We start from the raw sequence: 15,782 nt of genomic DNA on the forward strand, positions 1-15,782 counted from the left end.
GGGCAGGGGTTGGTTTGGGACGTTCCAGTCCCTAGCTCTCCTTCCGCCATGCAGACACTCCTTGACCAGTTCGCCCAGCTCGCGCCCGCCTTGCAGACGGTGATCGGGCTCGCGATGCTTGCGCTTGTCGCTTTCGCGGTCGACTGGTTGATCAAGCATGTTCTGTTGAGAATGGCGACGCCGTTCCTCGACGCGCGCAGCAAGACCGCCGACCGTGCGGTCGCCCGCCTTGCCAAGGTGATCCCGCTGCTGGTCGTGTCGCGCGGGATCGAGCTGGTGCCTTTCGTGCCCGACGACCTCGACTCGGTGATCATCGCCGTCGCGCGCTGCTGCATCGTGCTCGCGGTGGCGATGGCGATCAGCAAGTCGCTCGACTATCTCGAAGAGCTGTATCGCCGCCGCCCGGAAGCCAGAGCCCGCCCGATCAAGGGCTATCTGCAGGTGCTCAAAATCGTCGTTTATTGCGCGGGGGCAATCCTCGGCATCGCCGTGCTGATCGGCGAATCGCCCTTGCTGCTGATGTCGGGCCTTGGCGCGATGGCGGCGGTGCTGATGCTGGTGTTCAAGGACACGATCCTGTCGCTGGTGGCCTCGGTGCAGCTTTCCAGCAACGACATGCTGCGTGTGGGCGACTGGATCGAAATGCCCGGCATGAACGCCGACGGCGACGTGATCGACATCGCACTGCACACGGTGAAGGTGCAGAACTTCGACAAGACCATCACCACCATTCCGACGCACAAGCTGATCTCCGACAGTTTCCGCAACTGGCGCGGGATGCAGGATTCGGGCGGACGGCGGATCAAGCGCGCGCTCCCGCTCGACCAGAACGCGATCCGTTTCCTCACCGACCAGGAGGTGGCAGACCTCCACCGCTTCCGTGTGCTCCAGCCCTACCTCGCGGCCAAGAATGACGAGATCGAGGAATGGAACGCCCGCGAAATCTCTGGCGACGTTAATCCCGTCAACGCGCGGCGGTTCACCAATATCGGCACCTTCCGCGCCTACGTTATCGCCTGGCTACGCGCCCATCCGCGGGTGGCGAGCAAGGGCTTCACCCTGATGGTCCGCCAACTGCCGCCGACCCCGCAGGGCTTGCCACTCGAAGTCTACTGCTTCGCCGGCACCACAGACTGGCCCGAATACGAAGCCATCCAGGCCGACCTGTTTGATCACCTGATCGCGATCCTGCCCGAATTTGGCCTGCGGCTGTTCCAGGAACCGAGCGGACTTGATCTGGCCTCTTTGGCTGGCCGTCCGACCGATCTCCAACAAGCGGACGCCCCGTCAGCATGAACCGACGGGGCGCCACTTGGGGGACCGGATAACCTTAACTCAGGCTGCTTCGGATTCGCCCGAGGTCTCTTCATCGGGATCGCGCAGCACATAGCCGCGGCCCCAGACCGTCTCGATATAGTTGTCGCCGCCGCACGCGCTCGAAAGCTTCTTGCGCAGCTTGCAGATGAACACGTCGATGATCTTCAGTTCCGGCTCGTCCATCCCGCCATACAGGTGATTGAGGAACATTTCCTTGGTCAGCGTGGTGCCCTTGCGCAGCGAGAGCAGCTCGAGCATCGCATATTCCTTGCCGGTGAGATGCACCCGCGCGCCATCGACTTCCACGGTCTTGGCATCGAGGTTCACCGCCAGCTTGCCGGTGCGGATGATCGACTGGCTGTGGCCCTTCGAACGGCGCACCACGGCATAGATGCGGGCGATCAGCTCGTCGCGGTGGAACGGCTTGGTGACATAGTCGTCAGCGCCGAAGCCGAACGAGCGGATCTTCGAATCCATTTCGGAAATGCCCGAGAGAATGAGCACCGGCGTCTGCACCTTGGCGACACGCAGCTTCTTGAGCACATCGTAGCCGTGCATGTCGGGCAGGTTCAGGTCGAGCAGGATGATATCGTAATCATACAGCTTGCCGAGATCGAGGCCTTCCTCGCCCAGGTCGGTCGAGTACACGTTGAAGCCTTCGGTCGTGAGCATCAGCTCGATGGCTTTGGCGGTCGTCGGCTCGTCTTCGATCAACAGAACGCGCATGTTCGTCACACCCCAATTGCTGCGGAATGAACCCCTTAGTGGGCTTCTTGCCGTAAATTAACCACGCAACTTGTCACCAAAAAAGGTTAATAACGCGTTACCCCCGTTAAGACTTTTCGCATGAGTCTTTTGAGTGACAGTTTTTGGCTTCATGCCTGCCCCTCCGGGCTGGCGTTCGCCTCCTTCGAAAGGCTCAGGACAGGCTTGTCCTCGCTGCGCTCGCGTTTTGGCTAAGGGCTTTTGCGTTTTGCTTTCGCATATTCCTTAGTCTCGTCACCCCGAGAAGCGAAGCTGTGCTTGCACACTTGATCCGGGGGCCATCTTCCAATCTTTGCGCATGTCTCAGAAGTGCCGCTCGAAATCCATGCTGTGATGCAGCACACGCACAATCAGGATGGCCGCGTCGGACGGGACGTAAAACACCACATGCGCCTGCTGACGGATGCGGCGCAGCCCCGGCGCAATATCCTCCGCACTGCGCCCCAAGAGCGGATTGTCGAGCAATGAGGCGAAGCAGGCGCGGAACTGATCGCGATACTTGCGCGCCTGCTCCGGGCCGAATTCGACGACGGTATAGTGCGCTATGTCGAGCAGATCGTTGTCAGCCCTGCGGCTGAGGTGCAGTTCACGCATCGGAGGCGCGTGCGCGCTTCTCACCCTCCGCCCATATCTCGTCGAGCGAACGCGCACTCACGCCGCTGTCGAGACCTTCGGCGATGGCACTACGCAGGTTGGCAAGCTTGTCCTGCGCTTCCTGATCGCGGCGGAGAAGGTCGCGGATATATTCGCTGTCGTTCGTGAAAGCGCCGCGCGCGATCTGCGACTTGATCCAGGCGTCCTGCTTGTCGCTCAGGGTGATGGTCTTGCGGATCGTGCTCATGACTGGGAATGTATCATACTATTGGTGCATGCGGCAAGGTCACCCCAAAGCCGCCAGCTTCTTCGCGCTCCTTCACAGCCCCATTTTTCGGTTCACCGCAATTCTGTGCTGAACCCCGGATTAACCCAAACGGATGGCCGATTATTGCCATCATTTCGCCTCAATTCGGGGAGCCAAAAGTCCTGTCGCAAGTCAATGAGGTCTCAGGCCAGTCACTGGCTACGAATACAAAGGAGAGACCAATGAAAAAGATGTCTGCAACTTTCGCCAGCGCCACGCTCGCCCTCACCCTCGCAATGGGCGGCACGGCCCTTTACGCGCAAGACACTGACGGCCCGGATACGGCCGTTCCCGCCGATCCAGCACCCGAGCCAATGCCGACCGAGGCAGCGCCGCCGCCCCCGGCCGATCCCGCGCCTGCCCCGGTTGACGAGGATGGGGACGGTGTGGATGACATCACCGGCGAGCCCATTCCTGATGGCGCACCTCAGCGGTAACAATGATGTCCGGGCGACAGGCTAGCGCCCGGAGTTGAAAATAGGGCGGCGGGTGTCCCGCCGCCCTATTGCTCTACATAGGCTGGTGAACGGCCAACAAGATCACCCCATAGCCGCCAGCTTCTTCGCCCGCCTTCGCTGCACGCTCGACCCGATCCCGATAGCCTCGCGGTATTTCGCTACCGTGCGCCGGGCGAGGTCGAAGCCTTCCGCCTTGAGCATGTCCACCAGCGTATCGTCGGAGAGGATCTTCGCGGGATCTTCCGCGTCGGTCAGCGCCTTGATGCGGGCCTTAACCGCCTCGGCGCTCGCGCCTTCGCCGTCCGCGCCGCCTCCTACGCCTGACGTAAAGAAATACTTCAGCTCGAAGGTGCCGCGTTCGCAGTGGAGGTACTTGTTGCTCGTCACCCGGCTGACCGTGCTCTCATGCATCTCGATCGCCTCGGCCACCCTGGCCAGCGTCAGCGGGCGCAGTTCGGAGACGCCGCGGCGGAAAAACCCGTCCTGCTGCTTCACGATCTCGGCGGCGACCTTGAGGATCGTCTTCTGGCGTTGGTCGAGCGCCTTGATCAGCCAGTTGGCATCGGCCAGTTTTTCCGACAGCCACCCGCGCGCCTCCTTGCTGGCACAGCCGCCGCGCACTTCGAGATAGTAGCCACGGTTGACCACGAGGCGGGGCAGGGTGTCCTCGTTCAGCTGGATGTCCCAGCCGCCGTCGCGGCCCGGTGTCAGCAGGATATCGGGCACCACCGCCGAGCTGGCCGAGCCGCCGAATTGCAGGCCGGGGCGCGGATCGTAGCTGCGCAGTTCGCCGAGCATGTCGACCAGGTCTTCCTCGTCGACCCCGCAGATGCGGCGGAGGTGCGCGAAGGCGCCCTTGGCGACCAATTCGAGGTTGTTGATCAGCACTTCCATGCACGGATCGTAGCGGTCGGCCTCCTTCGCCTGCAGTGCGAGGCATTCGCTCAAGCCGCGTGCGCCAACGCCGGTCGGTTCGAGCATCTGCACCAGTTCGAGCGCGTGCTCGACCTCGGCGATGGGCAGGCCGAGGTCGCTGGCGAGGTCGCGCAGCGAGGCGGTGAGGTAGCCCGCCTCGTCGAGCATGCCGATGATGTGGCGCATGACGAAGGCCACCTGCGGAGCGGGCGCGACCGAGCCGACCTGTGCTTCCAGATGCATGGCGAGCGAGGTGGCATCGTCGCTGCGGTTTTCGAGGTCGGGCGCTTCGCCGGCGCCTGCGCCGAAGTCGTTGGCCGACCAGTCGCCCCGGTCACCGCCGCTGTCTCCGTCGCCGGTATCGCGGTCGCTGTCGAGCGCGGTCGGGTCGAGGTCGAGCGGGGCATCGGCCTCGCCCGCGCCTTCGCGGATGAGGTCGTCGGAGGTGGTGGGCTCGGACGGGGTTTCGCCGGAGGGGGCGTCGCTGCCGTCCTCGCGGCTCACTTGGCCTGCTTCGAGCAGCGGGTTCGCTTCGAGCGCCTCGCCGATGAAGGTCTCGATCTCGAGGTTCGACAGCGCCAGCAGCTTGATCGCCTGCTGCAGCTGCGGCGTCATCACCAGCGATTGCGACTGCCTGAGGTCGAGCCTTGGCCCTAGAGCCATGGTGTTTCTCTCAACGCCCGCTCACCCTGAGCCTGTCGAAGGGTCGCCCTTCCTTCACGGGTTGTGCCCGAAGAAAAAGCGGTCCTTCGACAGGCTCAGGACGAGCGGTGATTGGCCGGTTGATCAAAGCGCAAAATCCTCGCCGAGATAGAGGCGGCGCACGTTCTCGTCCGCCACCAGCTCCTGCGGCGAGCCCGCGAACAGCACCTGGCCACCGTAAATGATGCAGGCGCGGTCGACGATGTCGAGCGTCTCGCGCACATTGTGGTCGGTGATCAGCACGCCGATCCCGCGGCTCTTGAGATCCTTCACCAGCCCGCGAATATCGCTGATCGAGAGCGGGTCGATCCCGGCGAAGGGCTCGTCGAGCAGCATGATCGAGGGGTTTGCCGCCAGCGCGCGGGCAATCTCGCAGCGCCGCCGCTCGCCGCCCGAAAGCGCCATCGCCGGGCTGTCGCGCAGGCGGGTGATGTGGAACTCTTCGAGCAGGCGCTCCAGCTCTGCCTTGCGCACCTCTTTGTCGGGCTCGACCATTTCGAGCACGCACATGATGTTCTGTTCGACCGTCATCCCGCGGAAGATGCTGGTCTCCTGCGGCAGATAGCCGAGGCCAAGGATCGAGCGGCGGTACATCGGCAGCTTGGTGACGTCGATCCCATCCATCAGGATGCGGCCCGAGTCGGGCTTCACCAGCCCCATGATCGAATAGAAGCACGTCGTCTTGCCCGCGCCGTTCGGCCCGAGCAGGCCGAGCACCTCGCCCTTCGCCACGGTCAGCGAGATGTCGGACAGGACGCTGCGCTTGTCGTAGCTCTTGGCGATGGAGACCACTTCGAGCCCGCCCTGCGGCGGCAGATCGGGGGCGGCGTTGGAGGGGCCATCGGGCATGCTTTCGGCCAGATCCCGCGGGTCGATGGTGCTGTCGTCAGTCGCGCTCATGTCTGCCCTCTAGCATGAATTGTGTGCCATTGAAGGGCAATTGGCAGGGTTCGTGCATGGCCATTCGCCATCACCTAAGGCAGGTGATTGAACATATGGTTGATAGGCTTGCAAGAATGCCGCGAATCTGACAGCTTGGTCAGATAGTGGGAAAGGAGCACGTCATGGTCGACGTTCCGGCAAACAGCCTCGCTCGCAAACGGGCCGCACCAGACGGCCACGCGAAAGGCGCAATCGATTACCGCAAGCGGATCAGCGACCATGTCGCCTTCGCGCTGCTGGTTTACACCGGCCTGCATATTTTCGTTACCATGGGCGCGCTGAAGACGGGCAACGGCAATATCCTGCCCTATTTCTCGCTCATCGTGCTGGTCGCCGCGATCATTCCCGCCTGCCGCTGGTTCGAGAAGCGTTGGGAAGGTCTGAGCGACGTGGAAGCGGGCGATCCGGCACTGGCCGGTGCTTTCCGCCGCGACGTGGCGATGATCTGGGCCGGCGCGCTCGCCCTGCCGGTGATCCTGACCCTTTTTGCCAAGGCAATGCTGGCGCTGTTCTGAGCACCCACCGGTGCCGCTGGGCATCGCGCGATTGTCTGCTAGACCCTTGGCGATGACGTTCGTTCACACGCTTTTCGCCAGGCTTTTCGCCGTGCTGGCTCTGGCCATTCTGTCCGCCCCCGGCATGGCTGCACCGGTCAGCGGTGCGCAGGTCTTCACCGGCGAGGAAACTGGCGCTCCGGATGGGGGCGAGCCGACGCCTCCTGTCGCTCCGATAGCGCTCGAGCGCGAAGCCGATCAGGACGAGCGGATCGTAGCCCGCCTGTCCGACATCTTCGCCAATGTGCCGAGCCTTGCCGGGGTCGAGGTCAGCGCCAGTGAAGGCGTGGTAACGCTTGGCGGCCTCGCGCCAGACAATGCCGCTATCGCGCGGGCTGAAGCAATTGCAACGGGCGTCGATGGCGTGGTGACGGTCGAGAACCTTATCGAGCGCGATGTCTCGATCGATGTCGGGGCCGAGGCGCAGGGCCTGCAGGATCGTCTGACCGGCCTGCTGCGCAGCTTGCCGCTGGTGGGTATTGCCGTGCTCGCCGGGCTGGCCATCGGCGCTTTCGGCTATCTGCTCGCGTCTTTTGGCCGCTTCTGGCGTCGGGTCATGCCCAATGCCTTCCTTGCCGAACTGATATCCAGCGCGCTGCGCTTCATCTTCGTGCTCGGCGGCGTGGTGGTGGCGCTCGACATGATCGGGGCCGGGGCCTTGATGGGCGCGGTGCTCGGCGGGGCGGGTGTGATCGGCGTGGCACTGGGCTTTGCCATGCGCGACACGGTCGAGAACTATGTCGCCTCGCTGATGCTGAGCCTGCGCCAGCCGTTCCGCCCCAACGACTGGGTGGTGATCGACGACCGCGAGGGCCGCGTGGTGCGCCTCACCAGCCGCGCCACCATCCTGATGACGCTCGACGGCAACCACCTGCGCATTCCCAACTCCACGGTGTTCAAGGCGGTGATTCTCAACTTCACCACCAACCCGCAGCGGCGGTTCGATTTCGTGCTCGGCGTCGATGCCGACGACGATGTCGAGGCCGCGCGCGTGCTGGGGCGGCAGGTGCTGGCTGGTCTGCCCTTCGTGCTCGATGACCCGGGGCCGGAAGCGCGGCTGGTGGATGTGGGCGATTCGAATGTGCAGGTGCGCTTTCTCGGCTGGGTCGACCAGCGTGCAAGCGACTGGTATCGTGCCCGCAGCCGCGCGATCCTCGAGGTGAAGGCGGCTTTGGAAGGGGCGGGCTTTGGCTTGCCCGAGCCGATCTATCGCCTGCGCTTCGACCAGCGCACCGAGCCGCTGCCCTTGCAGAGCACCCGCCGCGCCGAGCCGGCCAGCCCCGCTCCAGCGGCGCCTGCGCCCGTTCCCGCCCCGGTCGCAAGCCAGGCCGAAGACCTCGGCCCGCAGGACGAGATCGCGCGCATGGTCGAGGAAGAGCGCGCCACCACTCCGGCCGACAACGACCTGCTCGATACTTCTCGGCCCGTGGAATGAAAAAGGGGCCGGAGTTCAGCTCCGGCCCCTTTTCGTGATTGCCTGATATACAGGATTACTTGGCGTTGTTGTAGCGTTCGATCGCTTCGAGGACCACCTGGCGGGCCTCTTCGGCACCGCCCCATGTGCCCACGCGCACCCACTTTTCCTTCTCGAGGTCTTTATAGTGGGTGAAGAAGTGCTCGATCTGCATCAGCACGATTTCGGGCAGATCGCCCTTTTCGGTGACGTCGCGGTAGTAGGGGAAGGTCGAATCGACCGGCACGCATAGCAGCTTCTCGTCGCCGCCGTGCTCGTCTTCGAGGTTCAGCACTGCGATCGGGCGGGCACGAACCACGCAGCCGGGAATGAACGGGCTGCGCGCCACGACCAGCGCATCGAGCGGGTCGCCGTCGGGCGAAAGCGTGTGCGGCACGAAGCCGTAGTTGGCCGGATAGCGCATCGGTGTGTGGAGGATGCGGTCGACGAACAGCGCGCCTGACTGCTTGTCGAATTCATACTTCACCGGCTCCCCGCCGACCGGCACCTCGATCAGAACGTTCAGGCTTTCGGGCGGATTATCGCCGGTGGGGATGTGTTCGATACGCATGAAAATGAGGTTCCTCTGGTGAAGAAAGCGGGCAAGACTTGAGTGTTCTCTGGTGAATGCGCGCAGCCGACTAGCCGATGGCTTATGCGAATGCGAGAGGCAATTGCCCTGTGACCCGGAATGCGGCACTCTCTTCGCATACTAATAAAATCAGGAGAGAATCGATGCACGTAGGTTTGGCGAGCGGCTTCGCTTTTCAGGGCGGCCCGCATGGTTCGGATGATCAATTCATCCGCAACGAGGTGGAAAACCTCATCCTGGCAGACGAACTGGGATACGATTCGGTTTGGATCACCGAACATCACTTCTCCGACTATTCGATGTCGAACGATCCGCTTCAGCTGCTCACCTATATTGCCGGGCGCACACGTCATGTGAAGCTCGGCACCCAGTGCATCATCGTGCCCTGGCACAACCCGGCGCGGCTGGCGGAGAAGATCGTCAACCTCGATATCCTGTCGGGCGGGCGGGCCATCCTCGGCTTCGGCGGCGGGCTGGCGCCGCACGAATTTGCCGGGCTCGGCGTGGACCAGAACGACAGCCGCGCGCTCTATAACGATACGCTCGACGTGGTGATCCGGGCGTTGGAGACGGGCGTGCTGGAGGGCGAGGGCGCCTATGGCTCCATCCCGCGCAGCGAGCTGCGCCCGCGCCCGATCAAGAGCTTTGCCGGGCGCAAGTTCTGCGGCTCGCTATCGGGCAGCTCGATGTATGCCGCCGCCCGGCACGGGTTCGGCAACATGGTGCTGATGCTGCCGCAGCGCGGGGCCGAGACGCCGCCCGACCAGTATCGCGAGGTGTGGCAGGAGGTGCACGGAGCAGGCAGCGAGCCGCCACCGCCGATGGTCTCGGGCAATTTCTACATCCACGAAGATGGCGCCTATGCCGAGGAGCAGGGCCGCAAGTATCTCGCCGCCACGATGCGTGCCGCGGTGAAGAACTATTCGCTCGATCGGCCGGGGGCCTTCGCCAAGGTGACGGGCTACGAGCACTACGAGAAGATGATGCTGCACTCGGAAGCGGAGATCGACGCCTATTGCGAGAAGTTCGGCCAGAACGCCGTGACCGGCACGCCGCAGCAGATTCTCGACCGGATGTGGGAGCTGAAGGAGATTTACAACCCGCAGGGCTTTTTCCCGCACCTCCACTTCGGCGGCATGCCCAATGACGATGCGGTGCGTGCGATTCATCTGTTCGCCGAGAAGGTCATGCCCGAGGTGAAGAGCTGGGAAGCCGAGCAGAGCATCGACGAGAGGTTCATGGAGGCGGCGGAGTAGTTGCGCGTTGCGGGGGCGCGGCGTAAGTGCCGCGTCCCATGAGCAAGATCAAAACGCCGCAGGCCATTCGCGGCACGCAGGACATTTTCGGACCCGACGCCGAGGCCTTCGCCTTCGTGGTCGAGACCTTCGAGCGCGTACGCAAGCTGTATCGGTTCCGCCGGGTGGAGATGCCGGTGTTCGAGAAGACCGAGGTGTTCAGTCGCGCTATCGGCGAGACCACCGACGTGGTCTCGAAGGAGATGTATTCGTTCGAGGATCGCGGCGGGGAATCGCTCACGCTGCGCCCCGAGTTCACGGCGGGAATCGCGCGCGCATTCCTCACCAACGGCTGGCAGCAGCACGCGCCGCTGAAGGTGGCGACGCACGGGGCCCTGTTTCGCTACGAGCGGCCGCAGAAGGGCCGCTACCGCCAGTTCCACCAGATCGACGCCGAGATTCTGGGCGCGGGCGAGCCGCAGGCCGATGTGGAATTGCTCGCCATGGCCGACCAGCTTTTGAAGGAGCTGGGGATCGAGGGTGTGACGCTGCATTTGAACACGCTGGGCGACGGCGATTCCCGCGAAGCCTGGCGCGCGGCGCTGATCGAGTACTTTGCGGCGGTGCGCGGCGAGCTGAGCGAGGATTCGCAGGAGCGCTTGGAGAAGAACCCGCTGCGCATTCTCGATTCGAAAGACCCGCGCGACTGCAAGTTCGTCGGCGATGCGCCGCGGATCGACCAGTTCCTGTCGGACGACGCACGCGCCTTCTTTGATGCCGTGACCAGCGGGCTGGATGCGGCGGGCGTGAAGTGGGCGCGCGCGGAAAGCCTCGTGCGCGGGCTCGACTACTATCGCCACACCGCCTTCGAGTTTATTCCTGACGAGGGTTCGGCGGCGGCTGCGGCCTTAGGCTCGCAAAGCACGATCCTTGGCGGTGGGCGTTACGATGGCCTGATGGAGAGTCTTGGCGGCGCGCCCACTCCGGCGGTGGGCTGGGCGGCGGGGATCGAGCGGTTGGCGATGCTGGTGGGCGAGAAGGTGGAGCCCGTGCTCGAAGCGATGGTACTCGTCGAGCATGACGACGGCCTTGCCGCTGCTAACGAACTGTTGGCCAAGCTGCGTGCTGCAGGTGTAGTTGCCGATATCATGGCCACCGGTTCGGTGAAAAAGCGTTATGACAAGACGGTAAAGCAGAACCCGCAGCACATCTTGCGCGTGAACGAGAGCGGCTATCATGGCATGTCTGGCGAGGGTGATACCAGTCGGATCGTCGCTGCGATCAATTAGCCACCATCGTCGCCCCGGACTTGATCCGGGGTCCAGCTTCCTTTTCTCCCGCCTGCGCCTAAACAAGCGGGATCCCGGATCAGGTCCGGGATGACGTTGTAAGAGATAGCAGTGCAGATACCCGAAGAACGCCTCCGCCAGATCACCGAACGCTTCGCCGAGCTTGAGGCGCGCATGGCCTCGGGCCAGCTCGAGGGCGAGGCTTTCGTGCAGGCAAGCCGCGACTATTCCGAGCTGGAGCCGGTCGCCAAGGCCGCCAGCGAGGTTCAAGCCATGCGCGAGGAGATCGCCGGGCTGACCGAGATGCTCGCCGATCCCGAGATGAAGGCCATGGCCGAGGACGAACTCGACCATCTAAGAAAGGCACTTCCGCAAGCCGAACACGCGCTCGCCATTGCCATGCTGCCCAAGGACGAGGCCGACCAGCGGCCCGCCATGCTCGAAATCCGCGCCGGCACCGGCGGCGACGAGGCCGCGCTGTTCGCGGGCGACCTGTTCCGCATGTACGAACGCTTTGCCAGCGAGAACGGTTGGAAGGTCGAGCCGGTCTCGATGAACGCCAGCGACGCGGGCGGGTTCAAGGAAATCGTCGCCAACGTCACCGGGCAGGGGGTGTTCGCGAAGCTCAAGTGGGAGAGCGGCGTCCACCGCGTCCAGCGCGTGCCGGTCACCGAAAGCGGCGGACGCATCCACACCTCGGCGGCGACCGTGGCCGTGCTGCCCGAGCCGACCGAGGTCGATGTCCAGATCAACGACAATGACCTCAAGATCGACATCTATCGCGCCTCCGGGGCGGGCGGTCAGCACGTCAACACCACCGATTCTGCCGTGCGGATCACCCACTTGCCGAGCGGCCTTGTGGTGATCCAGCAGGACGAGCGCAGCCAGCACAAGAACCGCGCCAAGGCGATGCAGGTGCTGCGCGCGCGGCTCTATGAAAAAATGCGCGAGGAAGCGCAGGGCGAGGAAGCCGCGGCGCGCCGGGCGATGGTCGGCAGCGGTGACCGCTCGGAGCGCATCCGCACGTACAACTTCCCGCAAGGCCGCGTGACCGACCACCGCATCGGCCTCACACTGCACAAGCTCGATGAGGTGCTGGCGGGCACGGCGCTGGGCGAAGTGGTCGACGCGCTGACGGCGGAAGACGAGGCCAAGCGGCTCGCCGCGATGGGTGAATGAGCACGATCGGCGCGGCGCTGCGCGCGGCGGCGGCGCGGCTGGCCGAGGTCAGCGATACTGCCCGTCTCGATGCCGAGCTGCTGATGGCGCATCTGCTGGGCATCAGCCGTTCGGACCTTTTCCTGCGCCACATGCAGGCGGAGGAGCCGCACCACTTTGCCGCGATGATTGAGCGGCGCGCGGCGCACGAGCCGGTCGCCTACATCATCGGTGAACAGGAGTTCTACGGCCGCCCCTTTGCGGTTGCCCCCGGCGTGCTGATCCCGCGCGCCGACAGCGAGACGACCGTGCAGGCTGCGCTCGACAGTGCTCGCCCCAATGCGCGGGTGCTCGACTGCGGTACAGGCTCTGGCGCGCTGTTGCTGACCTTTCTGGCCGAGCGCCCCGGCGCGTGCGGCATCGGTATCGACGCTTCGCCAGTGGCGCGGGCCTGCGCAGAGGCCAATGCCACCTCGCTCGGTCTGGCGGAGCGGGCGCAGGTGCTCGCGGCGGACTGGAGCAAGCCAAGCTGGGCCGACAATCTCGGTCGCTTCGATCTCGTTATTGCCAATCCGCCTTATGTCGAGGCCGATGCCACACTCGACCGCCAAGTGCGCGATTGGGAGCCTGCCGAGGCGCTGTTTGCCGGAGCCGAAGGGCTCGACGACTATCGCCTGCTGATTCCGCAGCTGGGCGATCTTCTATCTCCCGGCGGCCTGGCTGTGTTCGAGATCGGCTGGCAGCAGGCCGAAGCGGTGAGCCTGCTGGCCGAGGCCGCAGGCTTTGCCGCCGAGCTGCGCCGCGATCTTGCCGACCGGCCGCGTGCATTGATCCTGCGATAGGGGCTTGGCAAAGGCGTCGTGAACCTCTAACCATTTCTTCAAGCCTTGGGTGCAGAGGATAATTCCTGCTCCTGACAGGCCAACCCAGACATTCTCTGCAAATGCTGCCTGATCGCAGCGCAGGCAGAAGAATAACAGCGGGAATGCGCACCACGGGTGGTGCCAGCACAAAGGGTCATGTGGCCGCAGGGCAGACTAGCTTTCAACATGGAACAGCTTTTCAGACTTGGCCGAATTGAGGAAGCGGATTTCTCTTGAATCAAAATCGAAACAACAATCGTCGGCGCGGTCGCGGTAATAACAATCGCGGTGGCGGAAATGGTGGAAACGCGAACAACCGGATCGATTCGCGCGCTCGCGGCAATGCGCCCCAGATGCTCGAGAAGTACAAGAAGCTGGCGCACGACGCCTCCTTGAATGACGACCGGGTGCAGACCGAATACTACCTTCAGTTCGCGGATCATTATTTCCGCGTCATCGCCGATACCAAGGCGCAGAAGGACGAACAGCGCGCCCGCAACAGCAACGACCGCGACTCGGACGACGAGAACGAGGACGAGCGCAGCGAGGACGAGCAGAACAAGCGCGATGGTGGCCGCGACAACGCCCGCCGCTCGCGCCGCGAACGGCCCTCAGGCGGATCGGACAAGAGCTCCGAGGAAGGCAACGAGGGGCTGGAGGGCGACGAAGACGAGGGTGAGAACCCGTTCACCCCCGCCCGCGCCGAACGCAAGGCGAAGAAGGCTGCGCCACGCCGCCGCACCCGCGCTGCCGAGAGCGACGATAGCGATGACGGCAAGAGCGATGAGGACGAGGACAACGGCCTCGATCCCGGCATGTTGCCGCCCGCTATCGCCCGCAACTCCGATGATGACGACAGCGAGTCGGACGACGCGAAGCCTGCCGACGATGGCAAGGCCGAGAAGCCCAAGGCCAAGCCGCGCGCAACCCGCGCCCGTCGTCCGCGCACCCCGCGTGACGACGGCGGCGAAGAGGCGCTCGAAGCCGTCGGCTGACCTCGGCGATGGCCGTGTCCACACCGCAGGCTGAGGGCGGCTTGGTCCTGCTTGCAAGCCAGCCGCGCCGTGCCGGTTGGTGGGCGCTTGCTCTTGGCGTGCTCGCCGCCACAGGATTTCAGCCGCTCGGGCTGTGGCCGCTGGCGCTGCTGGCCGCCGGGCTGTTCGCGTTGATCGTCGCCCGGACTTCGGGCTGGCGCGAAGCTGCCCTGCTGGGCTGGTTATTCGGCATGGGTCATTTCACGTTCGGCAACAGCTGGATCGCCACGGCCTTTACCTATCAGGCCGAAATGCCCACGGTGCTTGGCTGGCTCGCGGTGCCGTTGCTGTCGGTCTACCTCGCAATCTATCCGGCGATTGCCGCGGGTGCTGCCCGAGCCTTAGCCCGCAAGGGGCCGGGCTGGGACTTTGCGCTGGTCTTCGCTGGATGCTGGATCGTGGCCGAATGGCTGCGCAGCTGGGTTTTCACCGGCTATGCGTGGAACCCCTTTGCAATGGTGCTGCTCGGCCCGTTCGAGCGGCCGGGGCTTGCGCTGTTGGCTCCCATCATGGGCACCTATGCGCTGTCGGGCTTTGCCATGCTGCTTGGCTGGGCGCTGGTCGCAGCGGCTCGGGCGCGGCGTTGGGCCGTGCTTGCGAGCGGTGTGGCGGTGCTGGCGGCGGGAATGTATCTGCCGCAACCCGCCTTGCGCGAAACTGACCTTTCGCTCACCATCGCTCAGCCTGATATCGAACAGAGCGATGTCCACGAGCCCGCGCTTTACGAAGACCATTTCCGACGTCTCGCGGCCAATTCGCTGCCGAAGACACCCGGTGAGCGCCGCATAGTGCTCTGGCCCGAAAGCGGGATGGTCGACTACCTGCGCGAAGGCTATCCGCAGCGCTACTATGACAGCACCACGGCCTTTGGCAGCCCGGTTTTGGCGCGGCGGCGTTTGGCCGGTGTAATAGGCGAGAATTCCCTGCTGATGACCGGCGCGGTCGATCTGGAGATCGGCGAAAAGGACGGCCTGACCCGGGCGCTGGGGGCGCGCAATGCGGTGACCGTGCTTAACGACCAGGGGCACATCGTCGGCAGCTATTACAAGGCGCACCTGGTGCCCTTTGGCGAATATCTGCCGATGCGCTGGTTGCTCGAACCGCTGGGGTTGTCGCGGCTTGTGCCCGGCGCGATTGATTTTTGGCCGGGACCGGGGCTGCGCACACTCGATCTGGGGGCCTATGGCAAGGCGGCGATCCAGATCTGCTACGAGATCGTGTTCTCGGGCGAAGTGGTCGAGAAAGGCACCCGGCCTGATTACATTTTCAACGATTCGACCGACGGCTGGTTCGGCGCCTTCGGCCCGCCGCAGCACTTCGCCCAGGCGCGGATGCGCGCAATCGAAGAGGGGCTGCCGGTCCTGCGCTCGACCACCACCGGCATCAGCGGCGTGATCGACGCGCACGGCGTGGTACGCCAGCATCTGGGGATGCGCATTGAGGGGCGGATCGATGGAAAGGTGCCCGCCGCCGCTGCGCCCACGCTGTTTTCCCGGTTTGGCAATGCCTTGGGATTGGCATGGGCAGCAGTGGCCTTACTTGCAGGGCTGATTGCCATGCGACGACGAGCCGGTTAGAGCCGCTCGTCGCCAAAGCGAAACATA

Annotated in this window: 16 protein-coding genes; 10 read left to right on the forward strand and 6 right to left on the reverse strand. The window is 64.2% G+C overall.

The window, feature by feature from the left end:
* Positions 1-48 precede the first annotated feature (48 nt).
* The gene (locus ABDJ38_RS10490) at positions 49-1,296 is read left to right on the forward strand and encodes a mechanosensitive ion channel family protein (RefSeq protein ID WP_346785047.1); all 1,248 of its coding nucleotides are present in this window, start codon (positions 49-51) and stop codon (positions 1,294-1,296) included.
* 39 nt (positions 1,297-1,335) lie between these two features.
* Here the strand turns inward: ABDJ38_RS10490 and ctrA are convergent, their stop codons facing one another.
* From ctrA to ABDJ38_RS10505, 3 genes are all read right to left on the reverse strand, one after another.
* Positions 1,336-2,043, reverse strand: a complete 708-nt coding sequence (ctrA, locus tag ABDJ38_RS10495) for a response regulator transcription factor CtrA (protein WP_346785048.1) — start codon at positions 2,041-2,043, stop codon at positions 1,336-1,338.
* A 342-nt stretch (positions 2,044-2,385) separates the two neighbouring features.
* Positions 2,386-2,676, reverse strand: a complete 291-nt coding sequence (locus ABDJ38_RS10500; RefSeq protein WP_346785049.1) for a type II toxin-antitoxin system RelE/ParE family toxin — start codon at positions 2,674-2,676, stop codon at positions 2,386-2,388.
* Positions 2,669-2,923: a type II toxin-antitoxin system ParD family antitoxin gene (locus tag ABDJ38_RS10505; RefSeq protein ID WP_346785050.1), complete on the reverse strand. Its 255-nt coding sequence runs from the start codon at positions 2,921-2,923 to the stop codon at positions 2,669-2,671. The genes ABDJ38_RS10500 and ABDJ38_RS10505 overlap by 8 nt, the downstream gene beginning before the upstream one ends.
* A gap of 242 nt (positions 2,924-3,165) precedes the next feature.
* On the opposite strand from ABDJ38_RS10505, the gene ABDJ38_RS10510 reads away from it, so the two are divergent.
* A complete protein-coding gene (locus ABDJ38_RS10510) occupies positions 3,166-3,420 on the forward strand; it encodes a hypothetical protein (protein WP_346785051.1) in 255 nt (84 codons plus the stop codon).
* Between the two features lie 102 nt (positions 3,421-3,522).
* Here the strand turns inward: ABDJ38_RS10510 and rpoN are convergent, their stop codons facing one another.
* Together rpoN and lptB are read right to left on the reverse strand one after the other, a co-directional pair.
* Positions 3,523-5,019 carry an RNA polymerase factor sigma-54 gene (rpoN, locus tag ABDJ38_RS10515; protein ID WP_346785052.1) on the reverse strand — a complete coding sequence of 499 codons (1,497 nt, stop codon included), beginning with the start codon at positions 5,017-5,019 and terminating at the stop codon, positions 3,523-3,525.
* Positions 5,020-5,142: 123 nt separating this feature from the next.
* A complete protein-coding gene (lptB, locus tag ABDJ38_RS10520) occupies positions 5,143-5,907 on the reverse strand; it encodes an LPS export ABC transporter ATP-binding protein (RefSeq protein WP_346785326.1) in 765 nt (254 codons plus the stop codon).
* A 215-nt stretch (positions 5,908-6,122) separates the two neighbouring features.
* Between lptB and ABDJ38_RS10525 the strand changes: the two genes are divergently transcribed.
* Together ABDJ38_RS10525 and ABDJ38_RS10530 are read left to right on the forward strand one after the other, a co-directional pair.
* Positions 6,123-6,515: a hypothetical protein gene (locus ABDJ38_RS10525; RefSeq protein WP_346785053.1), complete on the forward strand. Its 393-nt coding sequence runs from the start codon at positions 6,123-6,125 to the stop codon at positions 6,513-6,515.
* A gap of 52 nt (positions 6,516-6,567) precedes the next feature.
* Positions 6,568-7,989, forward strand: coding sequence for a mechanosensitive ion channel family protein (locus ABDJ38_RS10530; protein ID WP_346785054.1), 1,422 nt, complete (start codon positions 6,568-6,570; stop codon positions 7,987-7,989).
* 55 nt (positions 7,990-8,044) lie between these two features.
* Here ABDJ38_RS10530 and ppa read toward each other — a convergent pair whose 3' ends face one another.
* The gene (gene ppa, locus ABDJ38_RS10535) at positions 8,045-8,578 is read right to left on the reverse strand and encodes an inorganic diphosphatase (protein ID WP_346785055.1); all 534 of its coding nucleotides are present in this window, start codon (positions 8,576-8,578) and stop codon (positions 8,045-8,047) included.
* A 164-nt stretch (positions 8,579-8,742) separates the two neighbouring features.
* Between ppa and ABDJ38_RS10540 the strand changes: the two genes are divergently transcribed.
* The 6 genes from ABDJ38_RS10540 (at position 8,743) to lnt (ending at position 15,755) form a co-directional block, all read left to right on the forward strand.
* Complete coding sequence (locus tag ABDJ38_RS10540) at positions 8,743-9,855, forward strand: LLM class flavin-dependent oxidoreductase (RefSeq protein ID WP_346785056.1); 1,113 nt, start codon at positions 8,743-8,745, stop codon at positions 9,853-9,855.
* 38 nt (positions 9,856-9,893) lie between these two features.
* Positions 9,894-11,123, forward strand: a complete 1,230-nt coding sequence (gene hisS / locus ABDJ38_RS10545) for a histidine--tRNA ligase (protein WP_346785057.1) — start codon at positions 9,894-9,896, stop codon at positions 11,121-11,123.
* A 111-nt stretch (positions 11,124-11,234) separates the two neighbouring features.
* On the forward strand, positions 11,235-12,302 hold the full coding sequence (gene prfA, locus ABDJ38_RS10550) for a peptide chain release factor 1 (RefSeq protein WP_346785058.1): 1,068 nt from the start codon (positions 11,235-11,237) through the stop codon (positions 12,300-12,302).
* Entirely contained in the window at positions 12,299-13,123 is an 825-nt protein-coding gene (prmC, locus tag ABDJ38_RS10555; protein ID WP_346785059.1) for a peptide chain release factor N(5)-glutamine methyltransferase, read from the forward strand. Before prfA ends, prmC begins: the two co-directional genes overlap by 4 nt.
* Before the next feature lie 254 nt (positions 13,124-13,377).
* Complete coding sequence (locus tag ABDJ38_RS10560) at positions 13,378-14,139, forward strand: DUF4167 domain-containing protein (protein WP_346785060.1); 762 nt, start codon at positions 13,378-13,380, stop codon at positions 14,137-14,139.
* An 8-nt stretch (positions 14,140-14,147) separates the two neighbouring features.
* On the forward strand, positions 14,148-15,755 hold the full coding sequence (gene lnt / locus ABDJ38_RS10565; RefSeq protein WP_346785061.1) for an apolipoprotein N-acyltransferase: 1,608 nt from the start codon (positions 14,148-14,150) through the stop codon (positions 15,753-15,755).
* Positions 15,756-15,782: the final 27 nt, after the last annotated feature.

It is taken from the genome of Aurantiacibacter flavus, from assembly GCF_039710615.1.
In the GTDB taxonomy this organism is placed as follows: Bacteria; Pseudomonadota; Alphaproteobacteria; order Sphingomonadales; family Sphingomonadaceae; genus Alteraurantiacibacter; species Alteraurantiacibacter flavus.

Excerpts from the sequence above, each read along its gene's own strand:
- ABDJ38_RS10490 (WP_346785047.1), top strand. The coding sequence starts at position 49 with ATGCAGACACTCCTTGACCAGTTCGCCCAGCTCGCGCCCGCCTTGCAG.
- ctrA (WP_346785048.1), bottom strand. The coding sequence starts at position 2,043 with ATGCGCGTTCTGTTGATCGAAGACGAGCCGACGACCGCCAAAGCCATC.
- ABDJ38_RS10500 (WP_346785049.1), bottom strand. The coding sequence starts at position 2,676 with ATGCGTGAACTGCACCTCAGCCGCAGGGCTGACAACGATCTGCTCGAC.
- ABDJ38_RS10505 (WP_346785050.1), bottom strand. The coding sequence starts at position 2,923 with ATGAGCACGATCCGCAAGACCATCACCCTGAGCGACAAGCAGGACGCC.
- ABDJ38_RS10510 (WP_346785051.1), top strand. The coding sequence starts at position 3,166 with ATGAAAAAGATGTCTGCAACTTTCGCCAGCGCCACGCTCGCCCTCACC.
- rpoN (WP_346785052.1), bottom strand. The coding sequence starts at position 5,019 with ATGGCTCTAGGGCCAAGGCTCGACCTCAGGCAGTCGCAATCGCTGGTG.
- lptB (WP_346785326.1), bottom strand. The coding sequence starts at position 5,907 with ATGCCCGATGGCCCCTCCAACGCCGCCCCCGATCTGCCGCCGCAGGGC.
- ABDJ38_RS10525 (WP_346785053.1), top strand. The coding sequence starts at position 6,123 with ATGGTCGACGTTCCGGCAAACAGCCTCGCTCGCAAACGGGCCGCACCA.
- ABDJ38_RS10530 (WP_346785054.1), top strand. The coding sequence starts at position 6,568 with ATGACGTTCGTTCACACGCTTTTCGCCAGGCTTTTCGCCGTGCTGGCT.
- ppa (WP_346785055.1), bottom strand. The coding sequence starts at position 8,578 with ATGCGTATCGAACACATCCCCACCGGCGATAATCCGCCCGAAAGCCTG.
- ABDJ38_RS10540 (WP_346785056.1), top strand. The coding sequence starts at position 8,743 with ATGCACGTAGGTTTGGCGAGCGGCTTCGCTTTTCAGGGCGGCCCGCAT.
- hisS (WP_346785057.1), top strand. The coding sequence starts at position 9,894 with ATGAGCAAGATCAAAACGCCGCAGGCCATTCGCGGCACGCAGGACATT.
- prmC (WP_346785059.1), top strand. The coding sequence starts at position 12,299 with ATGAGCACGATCGGCGCGGCGCTGCGCGCGGCGGCGGCGCGGCTGGCC.
- lnt (WP_346785061.1), top strand. The coding sequence starts at position 14,148 with ATGGCCGTGTCCACACCGCAGGCTGAGGGCGGCTTGGTCCTGCTTGCA.